This is a genomic window from Treponema berlinense (assembly GCF_052273165.1).
In the GTDB taxonomy this organism is placed as follows: domain Bacteria; phylum Spirochaetota; class Spirochaetia; order Treponematales; family Treponemataceae; genus Treponema_D; species Treponema_D berlinense_A.
On sequence record NZ_DAVZIU010000005.1, the window covers coordinates 49,443 to 72,931 of the forward strand.

Here is a 23,489-nt window from a genome sequence, read left to right on the forward strand (position 1 = left end):
CTAGTTTTCATATTTTTCTCCCAATTAAAATTGCAATGTAAACCAGTTGTAAATTGCATCGATTCTATTTGCAAGTGATTTTTGAATTCTTTCTCCCAAAAGAGGAACTTTTTTATGCTTAGCAAAAAGAACCATGTAAACAATGAAAGAATCTCCATTGTCAATTACAACCATATTTATTTTTACATTTTCAGGATTAAGGGCTTTTACAAAAGCATAAGTCCAACTTTCTGCGTTTGTCAGGAAAAAACCAATTTCGTGTTCGGTTTGCGCATATTCGAGAGAATAAACACTTTTTCCAAACGAATTGTCTTCCAAAAACGCAAAAATTTTCAATCCGTCAGCAGAACCTTCAAGCACATCTGGCAAAGGTTCATTTTTTTCTTTTACAGATTTGCAAACATAAGCCTGATGATAAAGTGTTTCCCAACGCTGATCTCCGTTTGAAAAATACTGCATTCCTTTCATTTTGGAAATCGAACGCACAATTTTAGAAACCTTATCCATCGAAACTTCTGCATTTTCAGGATTTGAACTTTTTTCTTTTAATTCTTCCTTGCTTATTAAAAACAAGTTTTCAGAAACTAAATTTGGATTTTCAGAAAGATTCCACGCATTTGCTGCACGTTTACAAAATTCTGTATCTGGAGTAAGAGAAAGTTCAAAACCATCTTTAGACTGAATTAAATGTTTTATAGAGCCTTTTTCTTTTAATTCTGCATAAATTTCATCTTTTAAGAAAGTATTCTGTTCCTGACAAAAAATTTGACCCAAACAAAGAAAAAATAAAACTGTAAACAAAAAATTCCGTCTATTTATAAAATTCATTAAAAAGTTTGTCCCTTAAAAATTACACGAACCTGTTTATAAAGTCCTTCGCCTTCACTGATTGTTTCAACTTCTGGAACATCATTGAGAGTAGTGTGAATCAAACGACGTTCAAAAGGATTCATTGGTTCAAGCAAAACTGATTTGTGTGTTGAACGAACTTTGTCTGCTGTGTTGTAAGCAAGATGAACAAGGTTTTCTTCACGACGAACACGATAATTTTCTGTATCGAGAATTACACGTACATCTTCACGACCAAGATGTCCTGCATAGACATTTGCAAGCAACTGAAGAGCATCAAGATTTTTACCACGACGACCAATCAAAATTGAAGACGCTTCAGAAGTAAGTTTTATTCCAACTTTTTTGTCTTCACGGAAAGAAATTTGAACTGCAACTTCATATCCCATTTTAGAAATTATTTCGTTTATAAAATCAATAAGTTTCTGTTCAAAATCATCCTGCGCAAGCGGATTTGTAACAGTTCTTTTTGCAACATTTTCAGGGTCATAAGAGCGTCCGTTGTCAGAATTTACATTTGTTTCTTTTACAGGTGTAATGCGAATTTTTACATATCCTGCCTTAAAAAGTGATTTTTTCTGTGTTTCAATAATTTCTACGTCAAATTCATCACGTTCAAGACCAAGTTCGGCAGCAGCTTTTTCAATAGCTTCTTTTTCGTTTTTTCCTTCAAATTCGTAATTCATTTATATCTCCATGTACGTATTGAATGTGCAAAATTTTTTGAACAAATTCCACATCCAATAAAAAAACATCTCCAAAAAAAATTTAGAGACGTTTTTTAAATTTATTTTTTTATTTTTGCGTTAATGTACAACTGCTGTCCAAGCTGAATCAAATTGCTGACTGTCCAGTAAAGCAAAAGTCCAGACGGAGCATTGTAGAACAGGAAGAAGAACAAAATCGGCATACCGTACATCATCATCTTCATCTGCATAGCACTCTGACCAGCAGTAGTTCCACCGTTTTGTGTAATTTTTCCAAACAAAAGCTGGCTGATTACATAAATTACTGGCAAAATTCTAATTTGATTTCCAAGAAAAGGCAAATTGAATTTCAATGTTGCCACATGGTCACCAGCGCTCAAATCGCTAATCCATCCAGGAATAAAACTTGCTCCACGGAATTCAAAGTAATTATTAAACAAATTGTACATTGCAAACAAAATTACAAACTGAAAAAGCATTGGCAAACATCCAGAAAGTGGATTATAACCAATTTCTTTATAAAGCTTCATTGTCTGCTCGTTGAGTTTTTGAGGATTATCCCTGTACTTTTCCTGCAAAGCCTGCATTTTTGGCTGCAAAGCCTGCATTTTTACCGTACTTTTTGCAGTTTTAGCTGTAATAGGGAACATTGCAAACTTCAAAATTGCAGTAACTATTATGATCGAAACGCCCCAGTTATGAACAAGTTTATTTATCATTTCCAGCAAAAATTTAAGAATAATTTCGAGCCAGCTTAAAAATCCACTTGTCTGAATGCTGTTGTCAAAACGAACTCCATCAAGTTTCCAAACGTTGTTCTCTGGTACGTTGTAAATTCTCAAATCTTTTTCGTTGCGAGGTCCAACATAAACATAATATGTATCGTTAGAACCATTTGCATCTACAGATTTGCGAGAAACAATTGCCTGAGCGTCTGTTTTATCTTTTAAATCTGTTTTTGAAGAATAAGTAACTTTGCTGTTCATCGAAGAACTGTCAGAAGGGCAGAGCAAAACTTCAAAATATTTTCCTGCCATCGAAATCCAGTTCCATTCTTTTTCGTAAGATTTTGTCTGGTTTGTGCCAAGAATAATTCTTTTTTTATTTTTGCCGTTGTATGAAATAAACTGACGATTTTCGTAACGATTAACTTTGGGATTATAAAAAGGTCCCATTTGAGGAGAAGTTCTCAACGAATAACTTGAACCGTTTAAATCCAAGCCCTGAAAATTTTCTCCAGGAGCAACTGTAACCTCAAGCTTAAAAACGTAATCGTTTGGATTAAAGGTGTATGTTTTTACAAGTGTAAATTCGCCTTTAGAACCGTCTGGATTATTTACAACATAGTTTTTGAAAAATCCGATTTTATTTTCATTAATTTTTTTAGAAACAAAAATATCGTTTACAATTGAATTTTCAGCACCACCGACAGAAATTGCAAATGCACGGTTAGAATCAGTAATATTATCGGCCATCTGAATAAAACCGTTTGTATCTGAATCAATATGATCTTTTAATTCATAACCGATAATGTCGCCACCACGATTTGTAAAAGTAACTTTTACTTTATTTGTTTCGAGTGTAAATTTTTCTTCTGCAAGAGAATCCGAATTCTGTGAATTTACAATACCAGTTTTTTCAGAAATATTTTTTTCAATACTTTCTGAATTTTCAGCGGCAGCTTCAACAGCAGTAGTTTCATTTTTCTGAGTTACAGGCTGCGGCTTTGGCATAAAATAAGTCTGCAAAAAGAAAAATCCAATCAAAACAACAGACGAAAGGCCAATTGCCCACGCAGTATTTTTTTCCATTGTTTTCTCCGGAAATTTTATTTTCTATTTTTTCAGTTATGGAACTGGATCGTAACCGCCCTTAAATAAAGGATTGCATTTTAAAATCCTTTTTGCAGTAAGACAACAACCCTTAAAAGCACCATGTTTTTTTAACGCCAAAAGTGCATATTCTGAGCAACTTGGATAAAATCTACAGCATTTCGGAAATAGTGGCGAAATACAAAGCCTGTAAACTTTTATAAAAAAAGACAAAAATTTTACAACGAAATTTCGCATTCTTTTAAAAGTCCAGCTTTTTTACATAATGTTTGAAATTGATCACACCGCGAATGGAACGAATCTTTTTCGGCAGGAGGATACACTAAGAAAAGCATATCATAGCCAGTGTTCAGGTATGATTTTAGATTTCTAAAGATTTCTCGGCTAAACCGCTTTGCACGGTTACGTTCAACAGCATTACCAAAACCACGGGGAAGAGGAAATCCAATTCTATTGAATTTCAGGTTGTTGGGAAGGTAAAACAGTTTTGCCCCAACAACGCTTACTCTTTTCCCGTTTTTAAACAGATTCTTGAATTCTGAAGCGCGCTTTATTCTTTCATCAAAAGTAAAACGCCTAGACTCTGACAAGACTGTTTTCATTTTTAAAAGAATTAGTATTTATTCTTTTCGTCGGCTACAGAAAGCTTTGAACGACCCTTTGCACGACGACGAGCAAGAACTGCGCGTCCACCACGAGTTGCCATGCGAGCACGGAATCCGAATTTTCTATTTCTTTTAACTTTACTTGGTTGATATGTTCTTAACATGGGAACATTCTCCTTATTTTACGGATACTGTTAGACAGAATCCAAATTTTAAACAAAAAAGTATAGTGCGATAGAATATAACAAATTTAATTGCTATTAGTCAACATATCGTTTTTTATATCGTCGAACATTTTTTGAATTTCCGACGGTAATTCTTTTTTCTGCCCAGAATTTTTATAAACAAAGCCTTTTTTTTCAAGTTCTTTTTGTTCTTTGTTTATTCTAAATTCTTCGGCATTCCGCTGTTTTTCTTCATCAATTTCCCGATGAATTTTAGAAATTTCTGCATTTGTTCCAGCAAGACGAAAGGCGAGGGTTTCAATTTTAAGTTCTGGAATCTTCATTTGAAAACCTTTTAAAATATATTTTTTATAGTTTCCAAGCATTTGAATCCAACCAGGATGATCCGCTTCCACAAGCAAAATTCCGTTTTTTAAATCGATTACACGTGAATGGCTCGCCATATTTTTGCCAATATTTTCTCCGTTTATGCTATTCGACCTTATTGATTCAACAATCTGCGTCCACAAATTTGAAATTTTATTTCCCTGGCGAACTTGTTCTGGATCGATATTTTTCATAATTCTTAAAACCATATCGGAAGCTTTTATAAAATTACTGTCGTTCATTCCAAATTCCTCCGTTGATTTCAAAAATTTTCGTTCCTTCTTTCATATACCTTTCGTAAGGTTCTCCAGGCAAAAATGTACAAAAAAGCTGATCGTATTCCGGCAAGAGCTGAGTTACAAGCTGTCTTTTATCAGGATCCAGTTCCAAAAGAACATCGTCCATAAGCAAAATCGGTTTTTTTCCAGTTACATTTGCATAAAAAATTGCCTGTCCGATTCTAAGAAGAATTGCCAAAAGTCGTCTTTGTCCTGTAGAAGCCGTCGATGTAAAATCAGTTCCATTTCTAAAAAACTTAATTTTATCGCGATGAGGTCCACTCATTGTCGTCATAACAACCTTGTCAATTTCTCTTTTTGCCTGCAAAATTTCAAATGCCTTTTGCGCCGAAGGAATAATATTCAAACTATCGTCAGATTTCCAACTTGGTTCATATTTTATGACAACTCCGTCAATTCCTGTTATTTTTTCGTAAAGTTTTCCAAAAAACTGGTTAAACTGAAAAATTGTATCTCGACGTTTTTTTTCAATTTCAATTCCATTTTGAACAAGTTGAGCGTCAAAAATTTCCAGCATTTCGTAATTTTTTTCTTTTAACGAAAGATTTCGGCTTTTTAGAATTTTTTTGTAATTTCGGCTTGTGTCAATATAGAGAACGTCGTACATCGAAAGACACTGATCAACAAAAAAACGACGGCGTTCAGGTTCACCGACTGCAAATTCCAAATCATCGTGACAAAACAAGACACAAGGCATTGTATTTATCAATTCTTTGCGATCTTTTATCCATTTTCCGTTTTTATCGATTTTCTTTTTTCCATTTTCAAAAAAAATCGAAATATTTTCTGTTGAACCATTTTCAAGACGATACAAAGTTTTTATCGAAAAATTGGAAAAACCTTTTGTTGCAACTTCTGCATCCGCCCGAGTTCTAAAAGAATTTCCGTAAGCTGAGTAATAAATTGATTCGAGTAAATTACTTTTTCCCTGTCCATTTTCCCCAACAAAATAAATCTCCTTTGAGAGAAGATTTATAGTTGAGTTCTGAAGATTTCTGTAATTTACAAAGGAAACTGAAAGTACAGGCATCTGCCTTTTTAAGCCATCTGCATCGGCATAATAATGTGGAAATAATCTTCTGCAGGTTCTGGAAGCATTGTTACAGCTTTCATCTCGCCTGAAAATTCAAATTTTATTCTTTCAACGTCCATTACACGCAAAGGTTCTTCGATGTATTTGTAATTCATTGCAATTGTAATTTCATCACCTGCAAATTCACACGGAATTTCAACTTCTGCATCTCCAGAATCTGATTCCTGGGAAGTAAGTCTTAAAACTCCAGGACAGATGTTAAAGAAAACCCTTCCTGCTTTTTTATCGACCATGACAGCAGTTTTTTTAAGAGCACCAATTAAATCGCTTTTTTGAACCTGGAAATTATAAGACTGAGATTCTGGAATTACGCGCATATAATTTGGAAACTGTCCGTCAATAAGAGTCGAAGAAAGTTCGTAATTCTGGAAACGGAAGAAAATCATTTTATCAACAATTGCAATTGAAATGTTTCCTTCATCAGAAAGATGCTTTGCAACAATATTTAAAACTTTAGGATGAACGATTGCTGCTGGAAAATCTGCAATTCCTTCTGGAAATTCTTTTGAAGCATAAGCAAGTCGACGGCCGTCAGTTGCTACAAGAACAAGTTTATTATCTCTTTTTTCAAAATAAACTCCATTCATAAAATAGCGTGTTTCATCTGCACTAACTGCAAAAGAAGTCTGGCTAATCATTTTTTTAATTTCTTTTGCTGGAACTTCAAAGAAAGGAACTTTTTCTGCTATTGGAAATTCTGGGAATTTATCCTGAGATGTGCATTTTAACTGGAATTTATTTTTTTTAGTTGAATGACGAATCAAGGCAATTGTCTGATTATCTTTTTGCTGCAATTCAAAAACAATTTCGCCTTCATCAAGAACTGAAAGAATTCCTAAAAATTTATCACAGAATACAGTTGTTGAACCTTCTTCTTCTATCTCGACAGGAATCTTTGTTTCAAAATTTACTTTTATGTCTGTTGCTTTGATTGTAAGAGTATTGTTTTGTGCAATAAAAAGAACATTGGAAAGAATTGATATTGCACTTTTTGTTGAAATGATTTCCTGGGCAATTGAAATCTCATTTATCATCGAATTTCTGTCAAAAGTAAACTTCATTTTTGGACTCCTTAAAAAGTTTAATTTTCAAAATTTTTTATACACACAAGCTAATAAATTCTAAATTTTAATAAATTTAGTAATAGTAATAATAAGGGTTGTGAATTTGTTGATAACTAATTTAACTCTTTGTTGGTTAAAGAATTAAAAAGTTGATAACTCTGTAGATTGAATTCACATTAAATTCACAAATTCACAGAACTAAATGTTTTCCACACTTTTTACACAACATATTACCATAAGATTAACAATTTGTGTTTTTTATTTTCTAAAATCTTTTGTAGCGCGAATCAACAGGTTTACTGTTGAATTCATTGAAGAATCAGTTTTTAAAAGACTTTCAACTTTGTCGCGGGCATGCATAATTGTTGTGTGATCTCTTCCTCCAAATTCATTTCCAATTTCGGTAGTTGAATATTCTGTTAAAGAGCAGCAAATATAAATTGAAATTTGTCTTGGAATTACAAATTTTCTGTCTTTCTTTTTGCTTTTTAGATCAGAAACTGAAACATTGTAATGCTCAGCAACTACTTTTTGAATATTTTCAATTGTTATTGTCCCAGAATAAGGGTCGTTTATTGTATCTCTAAGTTGATTTTGAGCAATTTCGACTGTAAGAGGTTTTCCTACAAGTTCTGCAAAACCAATTGATTTTGTAATGCAGGATTCAATATCGCGGACGTTTGTCTGGCAGTTTTTTGCAATGTATTCGATTACATCTTGAGGAATAGATTTATGAAGAAGTTCCAATTTTTTTTGAATGATTGCAAGCCTGTTTTCATAATTTGGTGGCTGAAGATCAACATTTAAACCGCGACTAAAGCGAGAACTGATTCTTTCTGTAAAACCCTTTAATTCTTTTATTGGACGGTCGCTTGTAAAAACAATTTGTCCGTTTTTATCGTAAATTGAATTAAAAGTATGAAAAAGTTCTTCCTGAGTTCCTTCTTTTCCTTCAAGAAACTGAATATCATCAAGAAGAAGAACATCAAGACTGCGGTATTTTTTCTTAAAATTATCTATTGTTTGATTTTTTAGAGAAGCTGTAAATTCATTCGTAAAATTTTCAGCGCTTGTGTAGGCGATTTTTGGTTTTTCGTTATTTGAATAAATGAAATTTCCCAAAGCTTGCATAAGGTGAGTTTTTCCAAGACCAACTCCACCGTAAATCAATATTGGGTTATAAGCTTTTCCTGGATTTTTTGCGGCAGAAATTGAAGCGTTGTAAGCGTAAATGCTGTTTTCGCCTGGAACGAAAGTTTCAAAAGTAAAATTTTCGTTTAATTGAGGATGTTTTTTATGAGAATTTTCAGTTGGTTCGGATTTTTTTTCAACTGGACGGACAATTTCTGGTTCTGTTGTTTTTGTTTCAGGTTCGGGTAAAGGTTCTTTTTTGGGAACTGAAACGGTCTGTTTATTTTTTACAATGTGGGTGATTGAAATTTGCTGTCCGGTCAATTCGTTTATTTTATTTTCGAGCCTTTGAACGTATTTTTTTGAATTCATCTGAATCCACATAAATTCTGAAGAAACAGAAACTGTAATTTGAGAAAGTGTGTCTTCTACGTAATCCATATTAAACCAGAGAGCAAATTCGTCTGACTGGTTGTTTGAGTTCATTTCTTCTCGTATCTGTTTAATTGCTTCTTCAAAAAAATCTTTGTAATTTTGGCTGGACATAGAACTGATTATAATTCACCTTTACTTTTTTCTTCAATACAAATATAATTTTTACTATTCAAAAATTCTATCCGTATCTTTTGTAATAAATCATAAAATCATATAATATAAAGGAATAGAAAAATGGCTTCTTCTTATGATGCTGGCAGTATTCAAGTATTAAAAGGTCTTGAAGCTGTCCGCAAGCGTCCTGGTATGTATATTGGATCTACAGGACCAAAGGGACTTCATCACCTTGTTTACGAAACTGTTGATAACTGTATTGACGAAGCAATGGCTGGTTATTGTGATAAAATAGTTGTTGCTCTCGAAAAAGACGACATTGTGCGTGTTGAAGATAATGGTCGTGGTATTCCTGTTGCAATGCACCCGACAGAACACATTAGCGCTCTTGAACTGGTTTTGACTCGACTTCATGCCGGTGGAAAATTTGACAAAAAATCTTATAAGGTTTCTGGCGGTTTGCACGGTGTCGGCGTTTCCTGTGTAAATGCTCTTTCAGATTGGCTTGAAGCAACTATTAAACGTGATGGACATATTTATCGTCAAAAATATGAACGCGGAGTTCCAGTTACAAAAGTTGAAACTATTGGCGATACAGACGAGCACGGAACTATAATTCGCTGGAAAGCAGACAAATCGATTTTTACGGTTACGACAACTTACGATTGGGACGTTTTAATTCAACGTTTAAAAGAACTTGCATTTTTGAACAGCGGAATTGTAATTATTTTCCGCGATGAACGGCTTGAAACTCCAAAAGAGCAGATTCTTAAATACGAAGGTGGAATTGTTCATTATGTTCAGGAATTAAATTTAAAGGCAAAAATAAAATATCCTGAAGAACCTATTTTTATCGTTGGCGAAAAAGAAGATGACAATCCAGAAAAAGGCGCTGTAATTACAGAACTTGCTTTTCAGTACAACGAAGGTTATTCGGAAAATATTCACACTTATGTAAACGATATTCGTACTGGCGATGGTGGAACTCATCTTGACGGTTTCCGTTCGGGACTTCTTTCGGTTCTTTCTAAGGCTCTTGATGGAAATGAAAAACTGAAGAAAAAAATGCCTAAAAAAGACGGAAAAATCGATCAAAAAGAAGATCCATATGAAAAATTGACTGGCGATGATGTTCGTGCCGGACTTGTTGCAGTTCTTTCGATAAAAGTTCCTGAACCAGAATTTGTTGGTCAGACTAAAGACAAACTTGGAAATCCGGAAGTTCGAGGAATTGTAGATTCTCTTGTAAAAGAAAAACTGACAATTTTCTTTGAGTTGAATCCAGCAATTCTTGAAAAAGTTCTTGAAAAATCTATTGGAGAAGCAACTGCGAGAATTGCAGCTCGTAAGGCAAAAGATGCTTCACGCAAAAAATCGGGACTTTCTGGATTTAAAAAGCCTGAAAAACTTTCTGATTGTTCAATAAAAGATAATCCTTCTATTTGCGAAGTTTATATTGTCGAAGGAGACTCGGCTGGTGGTTCTGCAAAAAAAGGAAGGGAATCTAAAACTCAGGCAATTCTTCCTCTTTGGGGAAAAATGCTCAATGTTGAAAAAGTTGATCCTGCAAAGGTTATGGACAATGACAAACTTAAACCGATTATCGATACGCTTGGTGCTGGATTTGGAAAAGATTTTAACATTGAAAAAATTCGTTATCACAAAATAATTATCATGGCCGATGCCGATGTCGACGGTTCTCATATTAGAACTTTGCTTTTGACGTTTTTTTACAGATATATGCCTGAAATTATTGAAAAAGGTTATGTTTATTTGGCAATGCCTCCTCTATTTAAGGTTCAACTTGGAAAAAAAGAGCCTGTTTACTGTTATTCGGATGCAGAAAGAGATGCTGCTTTGGAAGCGCTTGGAGAGCAGAGAGAAAAAGCAGATGTTCAGCGTTATAAAGGTCTTGGTGAAATGGACGGAAATCAATTGTGGGAAACTACAATGAATCCTGCTACAAGAAAAATGCGAGTTGTAACTGTTCCTGACGCAGAAGCAGCAGATAGAATTTTTACAGTCTGCATGGGTGAAGAAGTAGAACCAAGGCGCGAATTCATTGAATCGAATTCAAGTTACGCGAATTTGGATATTTAACAATAACATAACGAAAATAAAAGAAAAAAGGTCATTGAGCCTGTATAAATGACCAATAGATAAAAAGTGGTTTTGACAGGCTCAACCACCTCAAAACGGAACTAAAAATGTTAGAAGAAGAAAAAACACCTGAAGGTGGAACCGTAATAAAAATTCCAATCGAGGACGAAGTTAAGCAGGCTTATATTGACTATTCGATGTCTGTAATTGTTCAGCGTGCTTTGCCAGATGTTCGCGATGGTTTAAAGCCTGTTCATAGGCGAATTATGTACGCAATGGACAAACTTAATCTTTCGAGCGGTGGAAAAACAAAAAAATGTGCCACAATTGTTGGTGAAGTTTTGGGACATTACCATCCTCACGGTGATGCTTCCGTTTACGATGCATTGGTTCGCTTGGGACAGGATTTTGCACAGCGTTATACAACTGTGACTCCGCAGGGAAACTTTGGTACGATTGCGGGTGATCCTCCAGCGGCTTACCGTTATACCGAAGCCAAAATGTCAAAAATCACTGAGGAAATGACTGCTGATATTAACAAAGAAACTGTAGATATGGTTTCTAACTTTGATGATACGACAGTTGAACCTTCAGTTCTTCCTGGAAAATTTCCATTTCTTCTTTGTAACGGAACAACTGGTATTGCTGTTGGTATGGCTTCAAATATGCCGACCCACAATTTACGCGAAGTTGCAGCTGCCATTGCGGCTTACATTGATAATTCAGAAATTACAATTGATGAATTGATGACTTATATTAAAGGACCAGATTTTCCGACTGGTGGCGTAATTTACGGTCGTGAGGGAATCAAAAAGGCTTATAGAACTGGTCGTGGAAGAATTACGATTCGTTCAAAATTCAATATTGAAACAGACAAAAAAGGAAAAGAACGCATTGTATTTACAGAAGTTCCTTATGGAGTAAATACAACGAATATCATAAAAAGAATCAACGAACTTGCAGAAAACAAGGTAATTGAAGGAATTGCCGACGCAAACGACGAAACTTCTGACCGTGTTGGAATGAGACTTGTAGTTGAACTTAAAAAGAATGCAATTACAAAAATTGTTTTGAACCAGCTTTTTGCAAAAACAGACTTGCAGTCAAATTTCGGCGTAATCAATCTTGCTCTTGTTCCTCAGCAGAAAGACGGTTTGCGTTATAATGAACCTCAGTTGCAGCTTCCAAATGTTTATTTAAAACCTCAGGTTCTTACTTTAAAGCAGTTGATTCAATATTTTGTAGAGCATCGTGACGAAGTAATTACACGCAGAACTATTTATGATTTAAAAGTTGCAAAACACAAGATGAAGATTTTGCAAGCTTTAATTACAGCTATCAACAATATTGATGAAGTAATTGCAATTATCAAATCAAGTCGTGATACAGAAGAAGCAAAACTCCGTCTTGAAAAACGCTTTGATTTTGATGACGAACAAGCACAGGCAATAGTTGATATGCCTCTAAAAAGGCTTACACATCTTCTTATTGAAGATTTACAGAACCAGATTAAAGAACTTCAGGCTTTGATTGACCATTTGGAAGATTTGCTTGCGCATCACGAAAAAATTCGTCAGTTGATAAAAGACGAAACAAATGAACTGGCGGAAAAATATGGCGATGACAGAAAGACTGACATTGTTGCTGACGAAGTAGAGCAGATAAATACAGAAGATATGATTAAAGAAGAGGAAGTTGTCGTTATGATTTCCAAACTTGGTTATATCAAGAGAGTTCCTCTTACCCAGTACAAGGCTCAAAGTCGTGGTGGAAAAGGAAGCTTGAGCGCAACTTTGATTGAAGGTGATTACATCAATCAGATTTTTACGGCAACGACAAAATCATTTATAACTTTCTTTACAAACGCTGGAAAAGTGTATTGGATAAAAGTTCATGAAATTCCTGAAGCAAGCCGTTCAAGCCGCGGTTCAAGCGTAAAATCTTTGATTCAGCTTAGTCCAGACGAAGAAATTTCTACTATTGTAACTATGAAAGATTATACTGATCAACAGTATATATTTATGTCGACAGCAAATGGAACTGTAAAAAAATGCAAAACTACGGAATTTGCAAATGCAAAAACTCGTGGTGTAATTGGAATTAAACTTCATGATGGAGATCATCTTGTTTCTGCAATGCTTACTTCTGGAAATGACGATGCAATGCTTATTACAAGAAAAGGTCAGGCGCTTAGAGTTTCTGAAGAAAGTGTTCGTCCAATGGGAAGGGCAAGTTCTGGTGTTACAGGAATTCGTCTTGCGTCTGGAGATGAAGTTGCAGCTGCAATCAGTGTTGAACAAAATAAAGATGCACTTGTTATAACCGAAAAAGGTTATGGAAAACGAGTTGGATTTGATGAATTTGGAAAACACGGACGTGGAACTGGCGGACAGAAAATTTTCGGAAATATTGAAGGCAAGGGCGAAATTATAGGCGCAATTGCAGTTTCAGAAACCGATGAAGTAATATGTATGTCGGGACAGGGAAAAACTCTTAGAGTTTCGGCAGCAACGATTTCAAAGCAGGGTAGGGCGTCTTCTGGAACACGTATCATAAATATTGATGAACCAGATTATGTTGTAGGCTTTGATAAAGTGGCAAATGAAGATGAAAAAGATAAAGAGTGATTTAATTCCTTATATTATAAAGAATTAAGTAAAATATTTTAATGTAATGACAAAACTTTCTTATTTAATTATAATTAAGTTGAGGGGACTTTTATTAAATGATCTTTTTATGACAGATTCATAAAGATCAACTGACCATCAGGTAGACCAGAGATTTTTCTCTGGTCTTTTTTTTGTTCACAGGTATTTATTATGGTAGATAAAGGATTTTGTGTCTTGCCTGTGGATAACTTGTTTAAAAATGTGACAATCTCAAAAAAAAATATTTTTGAAAAATTTAATTCCTTATTATAAAAGAATTTAAGTAAATTTTATCGAATTTTAATTTTCCACTCAAATGTGGAATACTTGTGGATAACTTTTACTTATGGATTTGTTTTATGTTTCATGAGAAACATTTTTTTGAAAGTAAAAAAAAATTAAAATTTGCGGTATTATTTACGATACTTTTTTTGTAAAGAAAAGGTTTCATGAGAAACAATTTTTTTAACATAAAGATAAAATTTTAAGTTTTTTCAGGTGGATAAATCATAAATGTTTTTTTCGACAGAATGTTTCATGAGAAACTTTTTGTTTTTTTTTAGATTGACAAAATTACTAAAAGTTGGGTGGATATTGTTTTATAAATAGAAAGCATTGGTAAAAATTCTGATTAAAATGTTTCATGAGAAACATTTTTTCTAGTATCCAATATTTATTAAGTTATGAAGGTATGGATTAAAAAAAATATAAAATCTAGTAAATTTGTTTCATGAGAAACATTTGATATTTTTATTAAAAGATAAATAAAACTATTTAATATAAGTATAAGTGTATAAGAGAAGTTTTAATTCTTTTAAGAGGATAGTTTTAGTTGATAAAAATGTTTCATGAGAAACATTAAATTAAAAGAAAAATTCGTTTTAAACTATTAACCGTTAGTTTGTTTAAAGTTGTTTTAAATGACGAATGTTCGTCATTTAAAAATAAATAAAAATTTGTAGAATTTTGAGAGTGTTTTATTCTAAATAGTATTTTTGAATTTTATGAAAATTATAAAAGTTCAAGTTTTTGGCAAAACGTTTTTTATCGCTTTAATTGATTATTGTAGATTGAGTTGTTTGTTTTATCTCAATTATTATTTTTAAAGTAAACCTTGTTATTAAAAATGGCATTTTGAAATGCAATGTTTTTTAGTAGTGTCCAATAGTGGTCAAAAAGTAAAACTGATTAAAATGAAAGATACTTTTTTTGCTGTTTAATGCTGTTATAAAAATGCTATGTTGAGATAACTGTTTATGCTGATTTTAAAATTTGTAAAAAAACTCTAGAGATTTGTGCATTTTCAAATTCAAAAGAATACATAATATTGAAAAAAATCAAATCAGGTTATAAAATAAAAATAATATAAATTTCAGAATTAACTTTTCTGCTTTCTATTTGACAAAAATCCATAGTTAATTTAGGAGGACAATATGTCCAGAAAGAAACAGTCAATGGATGGAAACCAGGCTGCAGCTCACGTTGCATATGCTTTTACCGAAGTAGCTGGTATTTATCCTATCACTCCGTCGTCTCCAATGGCTGACTGGGTTGACAACTGGTCTGCAAACGGCCAGAAAAATGTTTTCGGTGAAAAAGTAAAAGTAATCGAAATGGAATCTGAAGCTGGTGCTGCTGGTACTGTACACGGTTCTTTAGCATCGGGTGCATTGACAACTACTTTCACCGCTTCTCAGGGTCTTCTTTTGATGATTCCGAATATGTACAAAATTGCGGCTGAACAGCTTCCTTGTGTATTCCATGTTGCTGCTCGTTGTGTTGCTACTCAGTCATTGAACATTTTTGGTGATCATTCTGATGTTTATGCTTGTCGCCAGACCGGTGTTGCAATGCTTGCTGAATCTAATCCTCAGGAAGTTATGGACTTGGCTCCAGTTGCTCACCTAGCTGCAATCGAAGGAAAAGTTGCATTTATCAACTTCTTTGATGGTTTCCGTACATCTCACGAAATTCAGAAAATTGAACTTTGGGACTATGCTGACCTTAAAGAAATGCTCAACGTTGATGCTGTAAAAGAATTCCGTGCACATGCTCTTAATCCTGAACATCCTGCAATGCGCGGTTCTCACGAAAATGGTGACGTTTTCTTCCAGCACCGTGAAGCTTGTAACTCAACTTATGATGCTCTTCCTGCTGTTGTTGAAAAATATATCAACAAAATCAATGAGAAACTTGGAACAAATTACGGTCTTTTCGATTACTACGGTGCTGCCGATGCTGACCGTGTTATCGTTGCAATGGGTTCTATTTGTGATGTTGCAGAAGAAGTTATCGATTACCTTACAAAAAATGGCGAAAAAGTTGGTCTTGTAAAAGTTCATCTTTATAGACCTTGGGTTTCTGCTAAATTCCTTGAAAAACTTCCAAAAACTGTAAAGAAAATTGCTGTTCTCGACAGAACTAAGGAACCTGGTTCTCTTGGTGAACCTCTTTACCTTGATGTTGCAGCAACTCTCCGCGAAGCTGGTTTGAACGATGTTGTTCTTACTGGCGGTCGTTACGGTCTTGGTTCAAAAGATACTCCTCCAAGTTCAGTATTTGCTATTTATACAGAACTTGCTAAAGATTCTCCAAAATCACGCTTTACAGTTGGTATTGTTGATGATGTTACAAACCTTTCTTTACCAGAAATTAAACCAGCTCCAATCACATCTGCTGAAGGAACTGTAGAATGTAAGTTCTGGGGAATTGGTGGTGACGGTACTGTTGGTGCTAACAAAGACTCAACAAAAATTATTGGTGACCACACAGATAAGTACATTCAGGCTTACTTCCAGTATGACTCTAAAAAAACTGGTGGTATTACAATTTCTCACTTGCGTTTTGGCGATCATCCTATTAAATCACCTTATTACATCAATCAGGCTGATTTTGTAGCTTGCCACAACCAGTCCTACATCATTAAGGGATACAAGATGGTTCAGGATGTTAAGAAGGGAGGAATTTTCCTTATTAACTGCCAGTGGTCTGATGAAGAACTCGATAAACATCTTCCGGCTGAATCTAAAAAATATATTTACGACAACAAAATTAAAGTATACACAGTTGATGCTGTAGATATTGCAACAAAGATTGGTCTTGGAAAGCGTACTTCAACAGTTCTCCAGTCTGCATTCTTTAAACTTGCAAACGTTCTTCCTTCTGAAGAAGCTATCAAATATATGAAGGAAAAAGTTGTTGCTAAGTTCTCTAAGAAAGGTCAGGACATTGTTGATATGAACTGTCAGGCAATCGATCAGGGGGCAGGTGCTCTGCACGAAGTTAAGATTCCTGAAAGCTGGGCAAATCCTGCTGCTGACGCTGCAAAACCTGCTCTTAAGGGCGAAGCAAAAACAGTTGCTATGGTTGAAAAACTCATGAACCCAATCGGACTCATGGACGGTGACAATCTTCCTGTTTCTGCATTCAAAGATATTGCTGACGGTCAGTTTGAACTCGGCGCTTCTGCTTACGAAAAACGCGGAACAGCTGTTATGGTTCCTGCATGGAATTCTGAAACTTGTGTTCAGTGTAACTCTTGTGCTTTTGTTTGTTCTCACGCAACAATTCGTCCATACCTTCTTACTGCTGACGAAGCTGAAAAAGTTGAGGGTCTTGGAGCAAAAACACTTGCTGTAAAAAATCCAAAACTTGCTCAGTACAAATACACATTGTCTGTTTCTCCTCTCGACTGTATGGGTTGTGGAGAATGTACAACAGTTTGTCCTACAAAATCTCTCACAATGGTTCCACAGGAAAGTCTCGTTAAGAATCAGCCACAGTGGGATTACCTTGTTGCAAATGTTTCTAAAAAGCCAGAAGTTGATGAACTTCCACTTTCGCCAATGACTTCTCAGTACAACCAGCCGTTGCTTGAATTCTCTGGTTCATGTGCAGGTTGTGCAGAAACTTCTTATGCTCGTCTTATTACTCAGCTCTTTGGCGAACATATGTACATTTCAAATGCTACTGGTTGTTCTTCAATCTGGGGAGGACCTGCAGCAACAGCTCCTTACACAGTTAACAAGGATTCAAAGAAAGGACCAGCTTGGGCAAATTCTCTATTTGAAGACAACGCAGAACACGGATTGGGTATGTATGCAGGACAGAAATTTATCCGCGACAGCCTGATTTCTAAACTTGAAGAAGTTGCTGAAAATACAGACAAAGCTTCTCTTAAAGATGCAATTGCAAAATACTTGGAAACAAAGAACGACACAATTGCAAACTCTCCTGCAACAGACGCTCTTGTAAAAGAACTTGAAGCTTGCGGATGTGAAACTTCTAAAGAAATTCTTGAAAAGAAAGACTATCTTGCTAAAAAATCTGTATGGATTTTTGGTGGCGACGGATGGGCTTACGACATTGGTTTTGGTGGATTGGACCACGTTCTTGCTTCTGGCGAAAATGTCAATGTTATGGTATTCGATACAGAAATGTACTCAAATACAGGTGGACAGGCGTCTAAGGCTTCTAACATTGGTGAAGTTTGTCAGTTTGCTGCTGCTGGAAAAGAAGTTGGCAAAAAGTCGCTTTCTGAAATTGCAATGAGCTACGGATATGTTTATGTTGCTCAGATTGCTCTTGGTGCAAATCCTGCACAGGCTCTCAAGGCAATTAAAGAAGCTGAGGCTTATAATGGACCTTCACTTATCATTGGATATGCTCCTTGTGAACTCCATGGAGTTAAGGGCGGAATGAACCACTGTCAGGACGAAATGAAGGCAGCTGTAAAAGCCGGCTATTGGAACCTGTTCAGCTTTAATCCTGCTCTCAAGGCAGAAGGAAAGAATCCGTTTACTCTTACTTCAAAAGAAGGCGACGGAACTTACCAGAACTTCTTGAACAACGAAACCCGCTACTCTTCACTTACTCGCAAGTTCCCAGAACGTGCTAAAGTATTGTTCGACAGAAACGAAGAAGCAGCAAAAGCAAGATTTGTTCACTTGCAGAAACTTATTGAATTGTATAAATAAGTTTTGTTTCAAACCATTGAAATATTCGATGGCTTGAAATTCTAATTTCCGGATTACCGGTAAAATCCCGTCTTACGATTTTCTGTAGGACGGGATTTTTTTATGTTGGCAAGTTATGGATTGAACGAGAATATATTGATTTCATCATATTTTGCAAATGCTATTGGAGGTAAAAATGCCTAACAGAATTATGTTGAATCCTGTAAAAAAACAAACCGCGGTTTGTTTTTTAGTTGTTAGGATTGGAAACTTCTTTTCTTTTAAAGTATATTAAAATTATCTTTTTTTTGTGAGGAAAAATTTATGAAAGTTGTTTTGTTTAACGGCAGCCGGAAAGACAATGGTTGCACTTTTACAGCCTTGGATTTGGTAGCTAAGAGTCTTGAATTTGAAGGAATTGAAACAGAAATTTTGAATATTGGGCGAAGAGTTTTTAATGGTGAAATTGAAGCTGTTGTAAAAGATGCTTCTGAAAAAGTTAAAAATGCTGACGGATTTGTTTTTGGCTCTCCTGTTTACTGGGCTAGTCCTAGCGGTGAACTTGTTATGTTTATGGACAGACTCTGGGCTGCTGCTGGAGCAGATTTTAGATTTAAGCCTGCGGCGAGTGTTTCAACTTGTCGCCGTGCAGGAAATACCGCTACTCTTGATGTTATAAATAAATATTTTGCTTATAGCGCAATGCCAATTGTTACAAGTTGCTATTGGAATGAAGTTCATGGAAAGACGCCAGAAGATGTTCTTAAAGATGAAGAAGGCGTTCAGACAATGACAATGCTTGGAAAAAATATGGCATGGATTTTAAAATCTATTGAAGCTGGTAAAAAAACTGTAAAACAACCAGAATGGGTTGAAAAAGTTATGACGAGTTTTATTCGCTAGTGAAAAAAGCGTAAGGGAATGGAAGGGCGGCAAAGCCGTTGCGGAACGAAGTGGAGCAATGCAGGCGAAAGCCGGAACCCTGGAACTCCCGACGGCAACAAGTTGCCGGAACGCCCAGAAAATCATAAAATTAGAGCAATGTATAAGAATCCGATTATTTTGTGTGATTATTCAGATCCAGATGTTATTCGAGTTGGTGGAAATTATTTTATGGTGGCTTCGAGTTTTAATTTTACGCCGGGGTTGCCGATTCTTTTTTCAAAAAAACTGGTTGACTGGAAACTGATAAATTATGCGACTGAAAATATTCCGCTTGACCAATATACTTTTCCTCAGAATGCAAAAGGCATTTGGGCGCCTTCTTTTTCGTATCACAAAGGAATTTTTTATATAATCGTTGGTTTACCTGATGAAGGAATTTTTTTAACTCAAACTGATGATATTTTTGGAAAATGGACTCCGCTAAAATTGATTTATAAGGCGAAAGGTTTTATTGATCCATCACTTTTTTTTGATGATGATGGAAATGCCTATGTTTATCATGCTTATGCAAAAAGTCGATGCGGTTTTAACAGTAGAATCGGGGTTTTAAGATTTAATAAAAAACTTAAAGTTTGCGAAGGCGAGGATAAAATTGTCTTTGACGGAACTAAAACTCAGCCGACAATGGAAGGACCGAAAGTTTATAAAAGGAACGGATTTTATTATATTTTTGCACCAGCTGGCGGAGTTACGGAAGGATGGCAGACTGTTTTGCGTTCTAAAAATCCTGAAGGACCGTGGGAAGAAAAAATTGTTTTACAGGAAGGTGAGTCTGGAATAAATGGACCTCATCAAGGTGCTTTTGTCGAAACTCCTTTTGGAGAAAATTGGTTTATTCATTTTCAAGACCGTGGAATTTTTGGAAGAATAATTCACCTTGAACCGGTTTTATGGAAAAATGACTGGCCTTTGATGGGAACTTCTGTAAAAACAGGTCTTATGCCTGGGGAGCCAGTTTTAAAATTCAGATCGCCAAGATTTAATATTTTAAAAAAATTGAAAAATCCCTTAAAAAAATCAGTCTGCGCTTTTGAAAATTGTGGACTTGAATGGCAGTGGAGCGGGAATCATTCTGAAAAATTTGCAAAAGCTGAAAAAAGTTTTAGTCCAGAGGCGGAAAATTATAGACTGGCTGTTTTGCATCGTGGTTCGAAAAATCAAAAGGGTTTTCCAGTTTTATGGAATTCTTCGAATGTTTTGACTCAAAAAATTCAGTATGAAAATTTTTATTTAAAGACTGTGCTTGACGTAAGTTCTTTGCCAAATGGTTCTCGTGCGGGAATGATTTTTCTTGCAGAAGAATATGCTTCTGTGGCGATTGAAAAAACTGTTTTGGGGTTTGATTTTGTTTATTTTAAATCGAAAAATGAAGATTTGACAGACGACACTAGAAGTGAATTTGAGGTTTATCGCGAACAGTTAAAATTGAAAAACGAAAATCAACCGATAAAAATTCGAATGGATTTTATTTCGTTCAGCATATATTCGGGTGCAGTTCAATTTACCGTAAAAACAGGAAAAGGCTTGAAAAATTCTTTTAAATGGAAAAGTGATTTTTTTACAACGGAAAGTGCTCATTGGGTTGGTGGCCGGTTTGGAATTTACGCAATAGGAAATGCGGAGGCTGACGAAAAAGGTAGTGCTTTGTTTAAGTCAATAAAAATAAGGCATTAAATATCTAAAATTAACTATCGGTTGTTAGTTTATAATCCCAATTATGTTTTGGATAACGGCCTTTCATTTCTTTGCAGATTTCTATCCAGGCGCTAGACCAAAAATTTTCCAAATTGTCGGTGATTTGCAAAGGTCTGCGTGCTGGAGAAAGAAGTTTTAAAAGTACAGAAATTCCTGAAATTTGGGGAGTCGAAAAACAGCCGAAAATTTGCTGAATTATAATTTCAAGAATTGGAATGACGTTTAACAAACGAACGTTAGTTATATAATTGTCAATATTCAGTGTTTCTGAACTGATAAGCCGGCTTTCGTATTTTATTTTAGCTTTTTTTCCGTTTTCGAGAATAATTGATGAAGGAACTGAATTGTCGATTTTTGTTCCGTTAAAAAAATAAAAAAGGGCGTCAAAAACTATGTTTTCGTCAATTTTGCTGGAAGTTATAAACGGTAAAAGCCAGATTTCTGCGTTTTTTTGCAGAGATTCAATTTGTGTAAAAAGTTTTGGTTCAATATGATTTGCGTAAAATTGGGCGCGAAGTAAAAAGTCAAAAGTTTTTTTATCAAATGGAAGGACAGAAAGACCGTTTTTTTGAATTTCTGCGCAAAGTGCTTTTCCAAAATCCTGCGGCGAAACAGGTAATTTTTTTTCTTTTAGAAGGATTGCTCCGTAAGAATTTTTTTGTGTTTTTTTGACGGAAAAGTTTTTTTTATCAAATTCCAATTCTTCTGTTATTTCAGAGTGATTTTTGAGCCAGTTTTCGAGTTGAATTGAGTCGATTTTTTCAAATGAATAAATTTTTCCTGTTGAACTTCCTGCATTTACTTCTGGAGCAATGAGCCATTCGGGGCTTTCCTGATACGTTTTTGAAAGAACTGCTTTGTGGGCAGATGGAAACTGATATAAAGTCTGCGCGGCGTTTTTTAAAAAAGATTGCTCTTTAAGGGGCTGCTTTTTTCCTAGCCTGTCTGGAAATCCAGAGAGCAAAAGTTCTGTTTGTGAAAATTCTTCATATTCGTTTGAAATTGAAGAAAAATTGCACTTTTCGATGCGTTTTTTTAATATCGAAAGGAATTTTTTCTTTTGTTCTTCATTTGCAGTTCCGTATCGGCTGAATTTTAGGACAAAATTCAAGGCTTCCTCAAGATGATTTGTTTTTTTTCCGTAAATAATTGCACAGGCTAGTCGAGGTTCAATTCCGAGTTCGAGGGCAATTTTTCCATTTTGAGTGATTTTTTCGTTTTGTAAAAACCCGAATTCTGTTAAAAGCGTTGTTGCTGCGTTCCATGCGGATTTAGAAGGAGAATCCAGCCAAAAAAATGAATCTATTTTAGTTGAACCCCATTTTGCACATTCAAGAACTAGAGACGCAAGGTTGCAGCGGAGAATTTCTGGTTGAATTTCGCTATTGAGAATGTCAAACTTGCTCCAAAGTCTGACGCAACGTCCGCTCATAAGTCTTCCTGCGCGTCCTGCCCGCTGGTCGGCACTGAATTGACTTACTTTTTCTGTTACGAGTCTTTCCATTCCAAGCGAAATGTTCATTTTGTTGATTCTTGAAAGTCCGCTGTCGATAACTGTTGAAACTCCTGGAACTGTTAAAGAGGTTTCTGCAATTGATGATGATAAAATTATTCGTCTTGGAGAAGAAATTGGAACTTCTGAGAGAATTTTTTTCTGGTCGGACAATGGAATCGAAGAATGTAGGGTTAAAATTTCAGTTTCTGTCGAGGAAAGCGAATTTTCTAATTCTGAACGGAGATTGTTGATTTCTGCAATGCCTGGAAGAAAAACAAGAATTGAGTCGGTTCTGTTTTGATTTTTAACTAACGAACGGTCGTTTATTGCGTTTATTGATTGTGAAAATTCATCCAAAATAGCATTTTTTACTGAAATTTTGTCTTTATAAATGATTTCTACTGGAAACAGTCTGCCGGGAATTTCCATAATTGGAGTGGCTGGCTGCGATAAAAATTCTGCAACTCTTTTTGAATTTATTGTTGCCGACATGATTATAACAAAAAGGTCGTCGCGCAGAGACATTGCTTCTTTTAAAAACGCAAGTGCAAGATCGGCGTGTACAGAGCGTTCATGAAATTCGTCGATAACTACAACATTTGTGTCTTCTAAAAGAGGATCATTTTGAAGGCGGCGCGTTAAAATTGCTTCGGTTATAACTTCAAAACGGGTTTTTTGAGATATTTTGCTTTCCAAGCTTAAAGTGTAGCCGATCGTTTCGCCAGTTTTTTCTCCGATAAGTGATGAAATTCTTTCTGCAAGAGCAACTGTTGCAAGCCGTCTTGGTTCGAGCATGAGAATTTTCCCGTTAAAATTTTCTAAAAGTGCGAGTGGAACTGCGGTTGATTTTCCTGCGGCGGTTTGTGCCGTTAAAACTAAAAATCTTGACGGAGAATTTTTTAAATTTTGGCAAATCTGTTCAAGGTAAGGAGTTATGGGAAGATTCTTAATTTTTTCGTTTATAAACATTT

Annotated in this window: 16 protein-coding genes; 5 read left to right on the forward strand and 11 right to left on the reverse strand. The window is 35.2% G+C overall.

What is annotated here, in order from left to right:
* Positions 1–24: 24 nt before the first annotated feature.
* The 10 genes from ACT6XC_RS03180 to dnaA form a co-directional block, all read right to left on the reverse strand.
* Positions 25–828: a DUF6675 family protein gene (locus ACT6XC_RS03180; RefSeq protein ID WP_443740770.1), complete on the reverse strand. Its 804-nt coding sequence runs from the start codon at positions 826–828 to the stop codon at positions 25–27.
* On the reverse strand, positions 828–1,535 hold the full coding sequence (gene jag, locus ACT6XC_RS03185; RefSeq protein WP_443740771.1) for an RNA-binding cell elongation regulator Jag/EloR: 708 nt from the start codon (positions 1,533–1,535) through the stop codon (positions 828–830). Before jag ends, ACT6XC_RS03180 begins: the two co-directional genes overlap by 1 nt.
* 101 nt (positions 1,536–1,636) lie before the next feature.
* Positions 1,637–3,367, reverse strand: a complete 1,731-nt coding sequence (yidC, locus tag ACT6XC_RS03190) for a membrane protein insertase YidC (RefSeq protein ID WP_443740772.1) — start codon at positions 3,365–3,367, stop codon at positions 1,637–1,639.
* A 36-nt stretch (positions 3,368–3,403) separates the two neighbouring features.
* Complete coding sequence (gene yidD / locus ACT6XC_RS03195) at positions 3,404–3,625, reverse strand: membrane protein insertion efficiency factor YidD (RefSeq protein ID WP_078931604.1); 222 nt, start codon at positions 3,623–3,625, stop codon at positions 3,404–3,406.
* Positions 3,607–3,990 carry a ribonuclease P protein component gene (rnpA, locus tag ACT6XC_RS03200; protein ID WP_273066294.1) on the reverse strand — a complete coding sequence of 128 codons (384 nt, stop codon included), beginning with the start codon at positions 3,988–3,990 and terminating at the stop codon, positions 3,607–3,609. The genes yidD and rnpA overlap by 19 nt, the downstream gene beginning before the upstream one ends.
* 11 nt (positions 3,991–4,001) lie before the next feature.
* Positions 4,002–4,157, reverse strand: coding sequence for a 50S ribosomal protein L34 (gene rpmH, locus ACT6XC_RS03205; RefSeq protein WP_078931603.1), 156 nt, complete (start codon positions 4,155–4,157; stop codon positions 4,002–4,004).
* A gap of 86 nt (positions 4,158–4,243) precedes the next feature.
* On the reverse strand, positions 4,244–4,786 hold the full coding sequence (locus ACT6XC_RS03210; protein WP_443740773.1) for a DciA family protein: 543 nt from the start codon (positions 4,784–4,786) through the stop codon (positions 4,244–4,246).
* A complete protein-coding gene (recF, locus tag ACT6XC_RS03215; RefSeq protein ID WP_443740774.1) occupies positions 4,773–5,873 on the reverse strand; it encodes a DNA replication/repair protein RecF in 1,101 nt (366 codons plus the stop codon). The genes ACT6XC_RS03210 and recF overlap by 14 nt, the downstream gene beginning before the upstream one ends.
* Positions 5,874–5,881: 8 nt before the next feature.
* Entirely contained in the window at positions 5,882–6,997 is a 1,116-nt protein-coding gene (dnaN, locus tag ACT6XC_RS03220; RefSeq protein WP_443740775.1) for a DNA polymerase III subunit beta, read from the reverse strand.
* 261 nt (positions 6,998–7,258) lie between these two features.
* Positions 7,259–8,677, reverse strand: a complete 1,419-nt coding sequence (gene dnaA, locus ACT6XC_RS03225; protein ID WP_443740776.1) for a chromosomal replication initiator protein DnaA — start codon at positions 8,675–8,677, stop codon at positions 7,259–7,261.
* 123 nt (positions 8,678–8,800) lie between these two features.
* On the opposite strand from dnaA, the gene gyrB reads away from it, so the two are divergent.
* The 5 genes from gyrB (at position 8,801) to ACT6XC_RS03250 (ending at position 21,002) form a co-directional block, all read left to right on the forward strand.
* Positions 8,801–10,780 (forward strand): DNA topoisomerase (ATP-hydrolyzing) subunit B, encoded by a 1,980-nt coding sequence (gyrB, locus tag ACT6XC_RS03230; RefSeq protein ID WP_443738624.1) that lies wholly within the window; start codon positions 8,801–8,803, stop codon positions 10,778–10,780.
* A gap of 107 nt (positions 10,781–10,887) precedes the next feature.
* A complete protein-coding gene (gyrA, locus tag ACT6XC_RS03235; RefSeq protein WP_443740777.1) occupies positions 10,888–13,407 on the forward strand; it encodes a DNA topoisomerase (ATP-hydrolyzing) subunit A in 2,520 nt (839 codons plus the stop codon).
* Between the two features lie 1,454 nt (positions 13,408–14,861).
* On the forward strand, positions 14,862–18,404 hold the full coding sequence (gene nifJ / locus ACT6XC_RS03240; RefSeq protein WP_443738622.1) for a pyruvate:ferredoxin (flavodoxin) oxidoreductase: 3,543 nt from the start codon (positions 14,862–14,864) through the stop codon (positions 18,402–18,404).
* 303 nt (positions 18,405–18,707) lie between these two features.
* Positions 18,708–19,286, forward strand: coding sequence for a flavodoxin family protein (locus ACT6XC_RS03245; RefSeq protein ID WP_443740778.1), 579 nt, complete (start codon positions 18,708–18,710; stop codon positions 19,284–19,286).
* An 18-nt stretch (positions 19,287–19,304) separates the two neighbouring features.
* Positions 19,305–21,002: a family 43 glycosylhydrolase gene (locus ACT6XC_RS03250; RefSeq protein WP_443740779.1), complete on the forward strand. Its 1,698-nt coding sequence runs from the start codon at positions 19,305–19,307 to the stop codon at positions 21,000–21,002.
* Positions 21,003–21,012: 10 nt separating this feature from the next.
* On the opposite strand, the gene hrpB is transcribed toward ACT6XC_RS03250, so the two are convergent.
* Positions 21,013–23,487 carry an ATP-dependent helicase HrpB gene (hrpB, locus tag ACT6XC_RS03255; RefSeq protein WP_443740780.1) on the reverse strand — a complete coding sequence of 825 codons (2,475 nt, stop codon included), beginning with the start codon at positions 23,485–23,487 and terminating at the stop codon, positions 21,013–21,015.
* Positions 23,488–23,489: the final 2 nt, after the last annotated feature.

What these genes read in the sequence shown, in the direction of transcription:
- ACT6XC_RS03180 (WP_443740770.1), bottom strand. Translation starts at nt 828, where the DNA reads ATGAATTTTATAAATAGACGGAATTTTTTGTTTACAGTTTTATTTTTT.
- jag (WP_443740771.1), bottom strand. Translation starts at nt 1,535, where the DNA reads ATGAATTACGAATTTGAAGGAAAAAACGAAAAAGAAGCTATTGAAAAA.
- yidC (WP_443740772.1), bottom strand. Translation starts at nt 3,367, where the DNA reads ATGGAAAAAAATACTGCGTGGGCAATTGGCCTTTCGTCTGTTGTTTTG.
- yidD (WP_078931604.1), bottom strand. Translation starts at nt 3,625, where the DNA reads ATGCGAAATTTCGTTGTAAAATTTTTGTCTTTTTTTATAAAAGTTTAC.
- rnpA (WP_273066294.1), bottom strand. Translation starts at nt 3,990, where the DNA reads ATGAAAACAGTCTTGTCAGAGTCTAGGCGTTTTACTTTTGATGAAAGA.
- rpmH (WP_078931603.1), bottom strand. Translation starts at nt 4,157, where the DNA reads ATGTTAAGAACATATCAACCAAGTAAAGTTAAAAGAAATAGAAAATTC.
- ACT6XC_RS03210 (WP_443740773.1), bottom strand. Translation starts at nt 4,786, where the DNA reads ATGAACGACAGTAATTTTATAAAAGCTTCCGATATGGTTTTAAGAATT.
- recF (WP_443740774.1), bottom strand. Translation starts at nt 5,873, where the DNA reads ATGCCTGTACTTTCAGTTTCCTTTGTAAATTACAGAAATCTTCAGAAC.
- dnaN (WP_443740775.1), bottom strand. Translation starts at nt 6,997, where the DNA reads ATGAAGTTTACTTTTGACAGAAATTCGATGATAAATGAGATTTCAATT.
- dnaA (WP_443740776.1), bottom strand. Translation starts at nt 8,677, where the DNA reads ATGTCCAGCCAAAATTACAAAGATTTTTTTGAAGAAGCAATTAAACAG.
- gyrB (WP_443738624.1), top strand. Translation starts at nt 8,801, where the DNA reads ATGGCTTCTTCTTATGATGCTGGCAGTATTCAAGTATTAAAAGGTCTT.
- gyrA (WP_443740777.1), top strand. Translation starts at nt 10,888, where the DNA reads ATGTTAGAAGAAGAAAAAACACCTGAAGGTGGAACCGTAATAAAAATT.
- nifJ (WP_443738622.1), top strand. Translation starts at nt 14,862, where the DNA reads ATGTCCAGAAAGAAACAGTCAATGGATGGAAACCAGGCTGCAGCTCAC.
- ACT6XC_RS03245 (WP_443740778.1), top strand. Translation starts at nt 18,708, where the DNA reads ATGAAAGTTGTTTTGTTTAACGGCAGCCGGAAAGACAATGGTTGCACT.
- ACT6XC_RS03250 (WP_443740779.1), top strand. Translation starts at nt 19,305, where the DNA reads ATGGAAGGGCGGCAAAGCCGTTGCGGAACGAAGTGGAGCAATGCAGGC.
- hrpB (WP_443740780.1), bottom strand. Translation starts at nt 23,487, where the DNA reads ATGTTTATAAACGAAAAAATTAAGAATCTTCCCATAACTCCTTACCTT.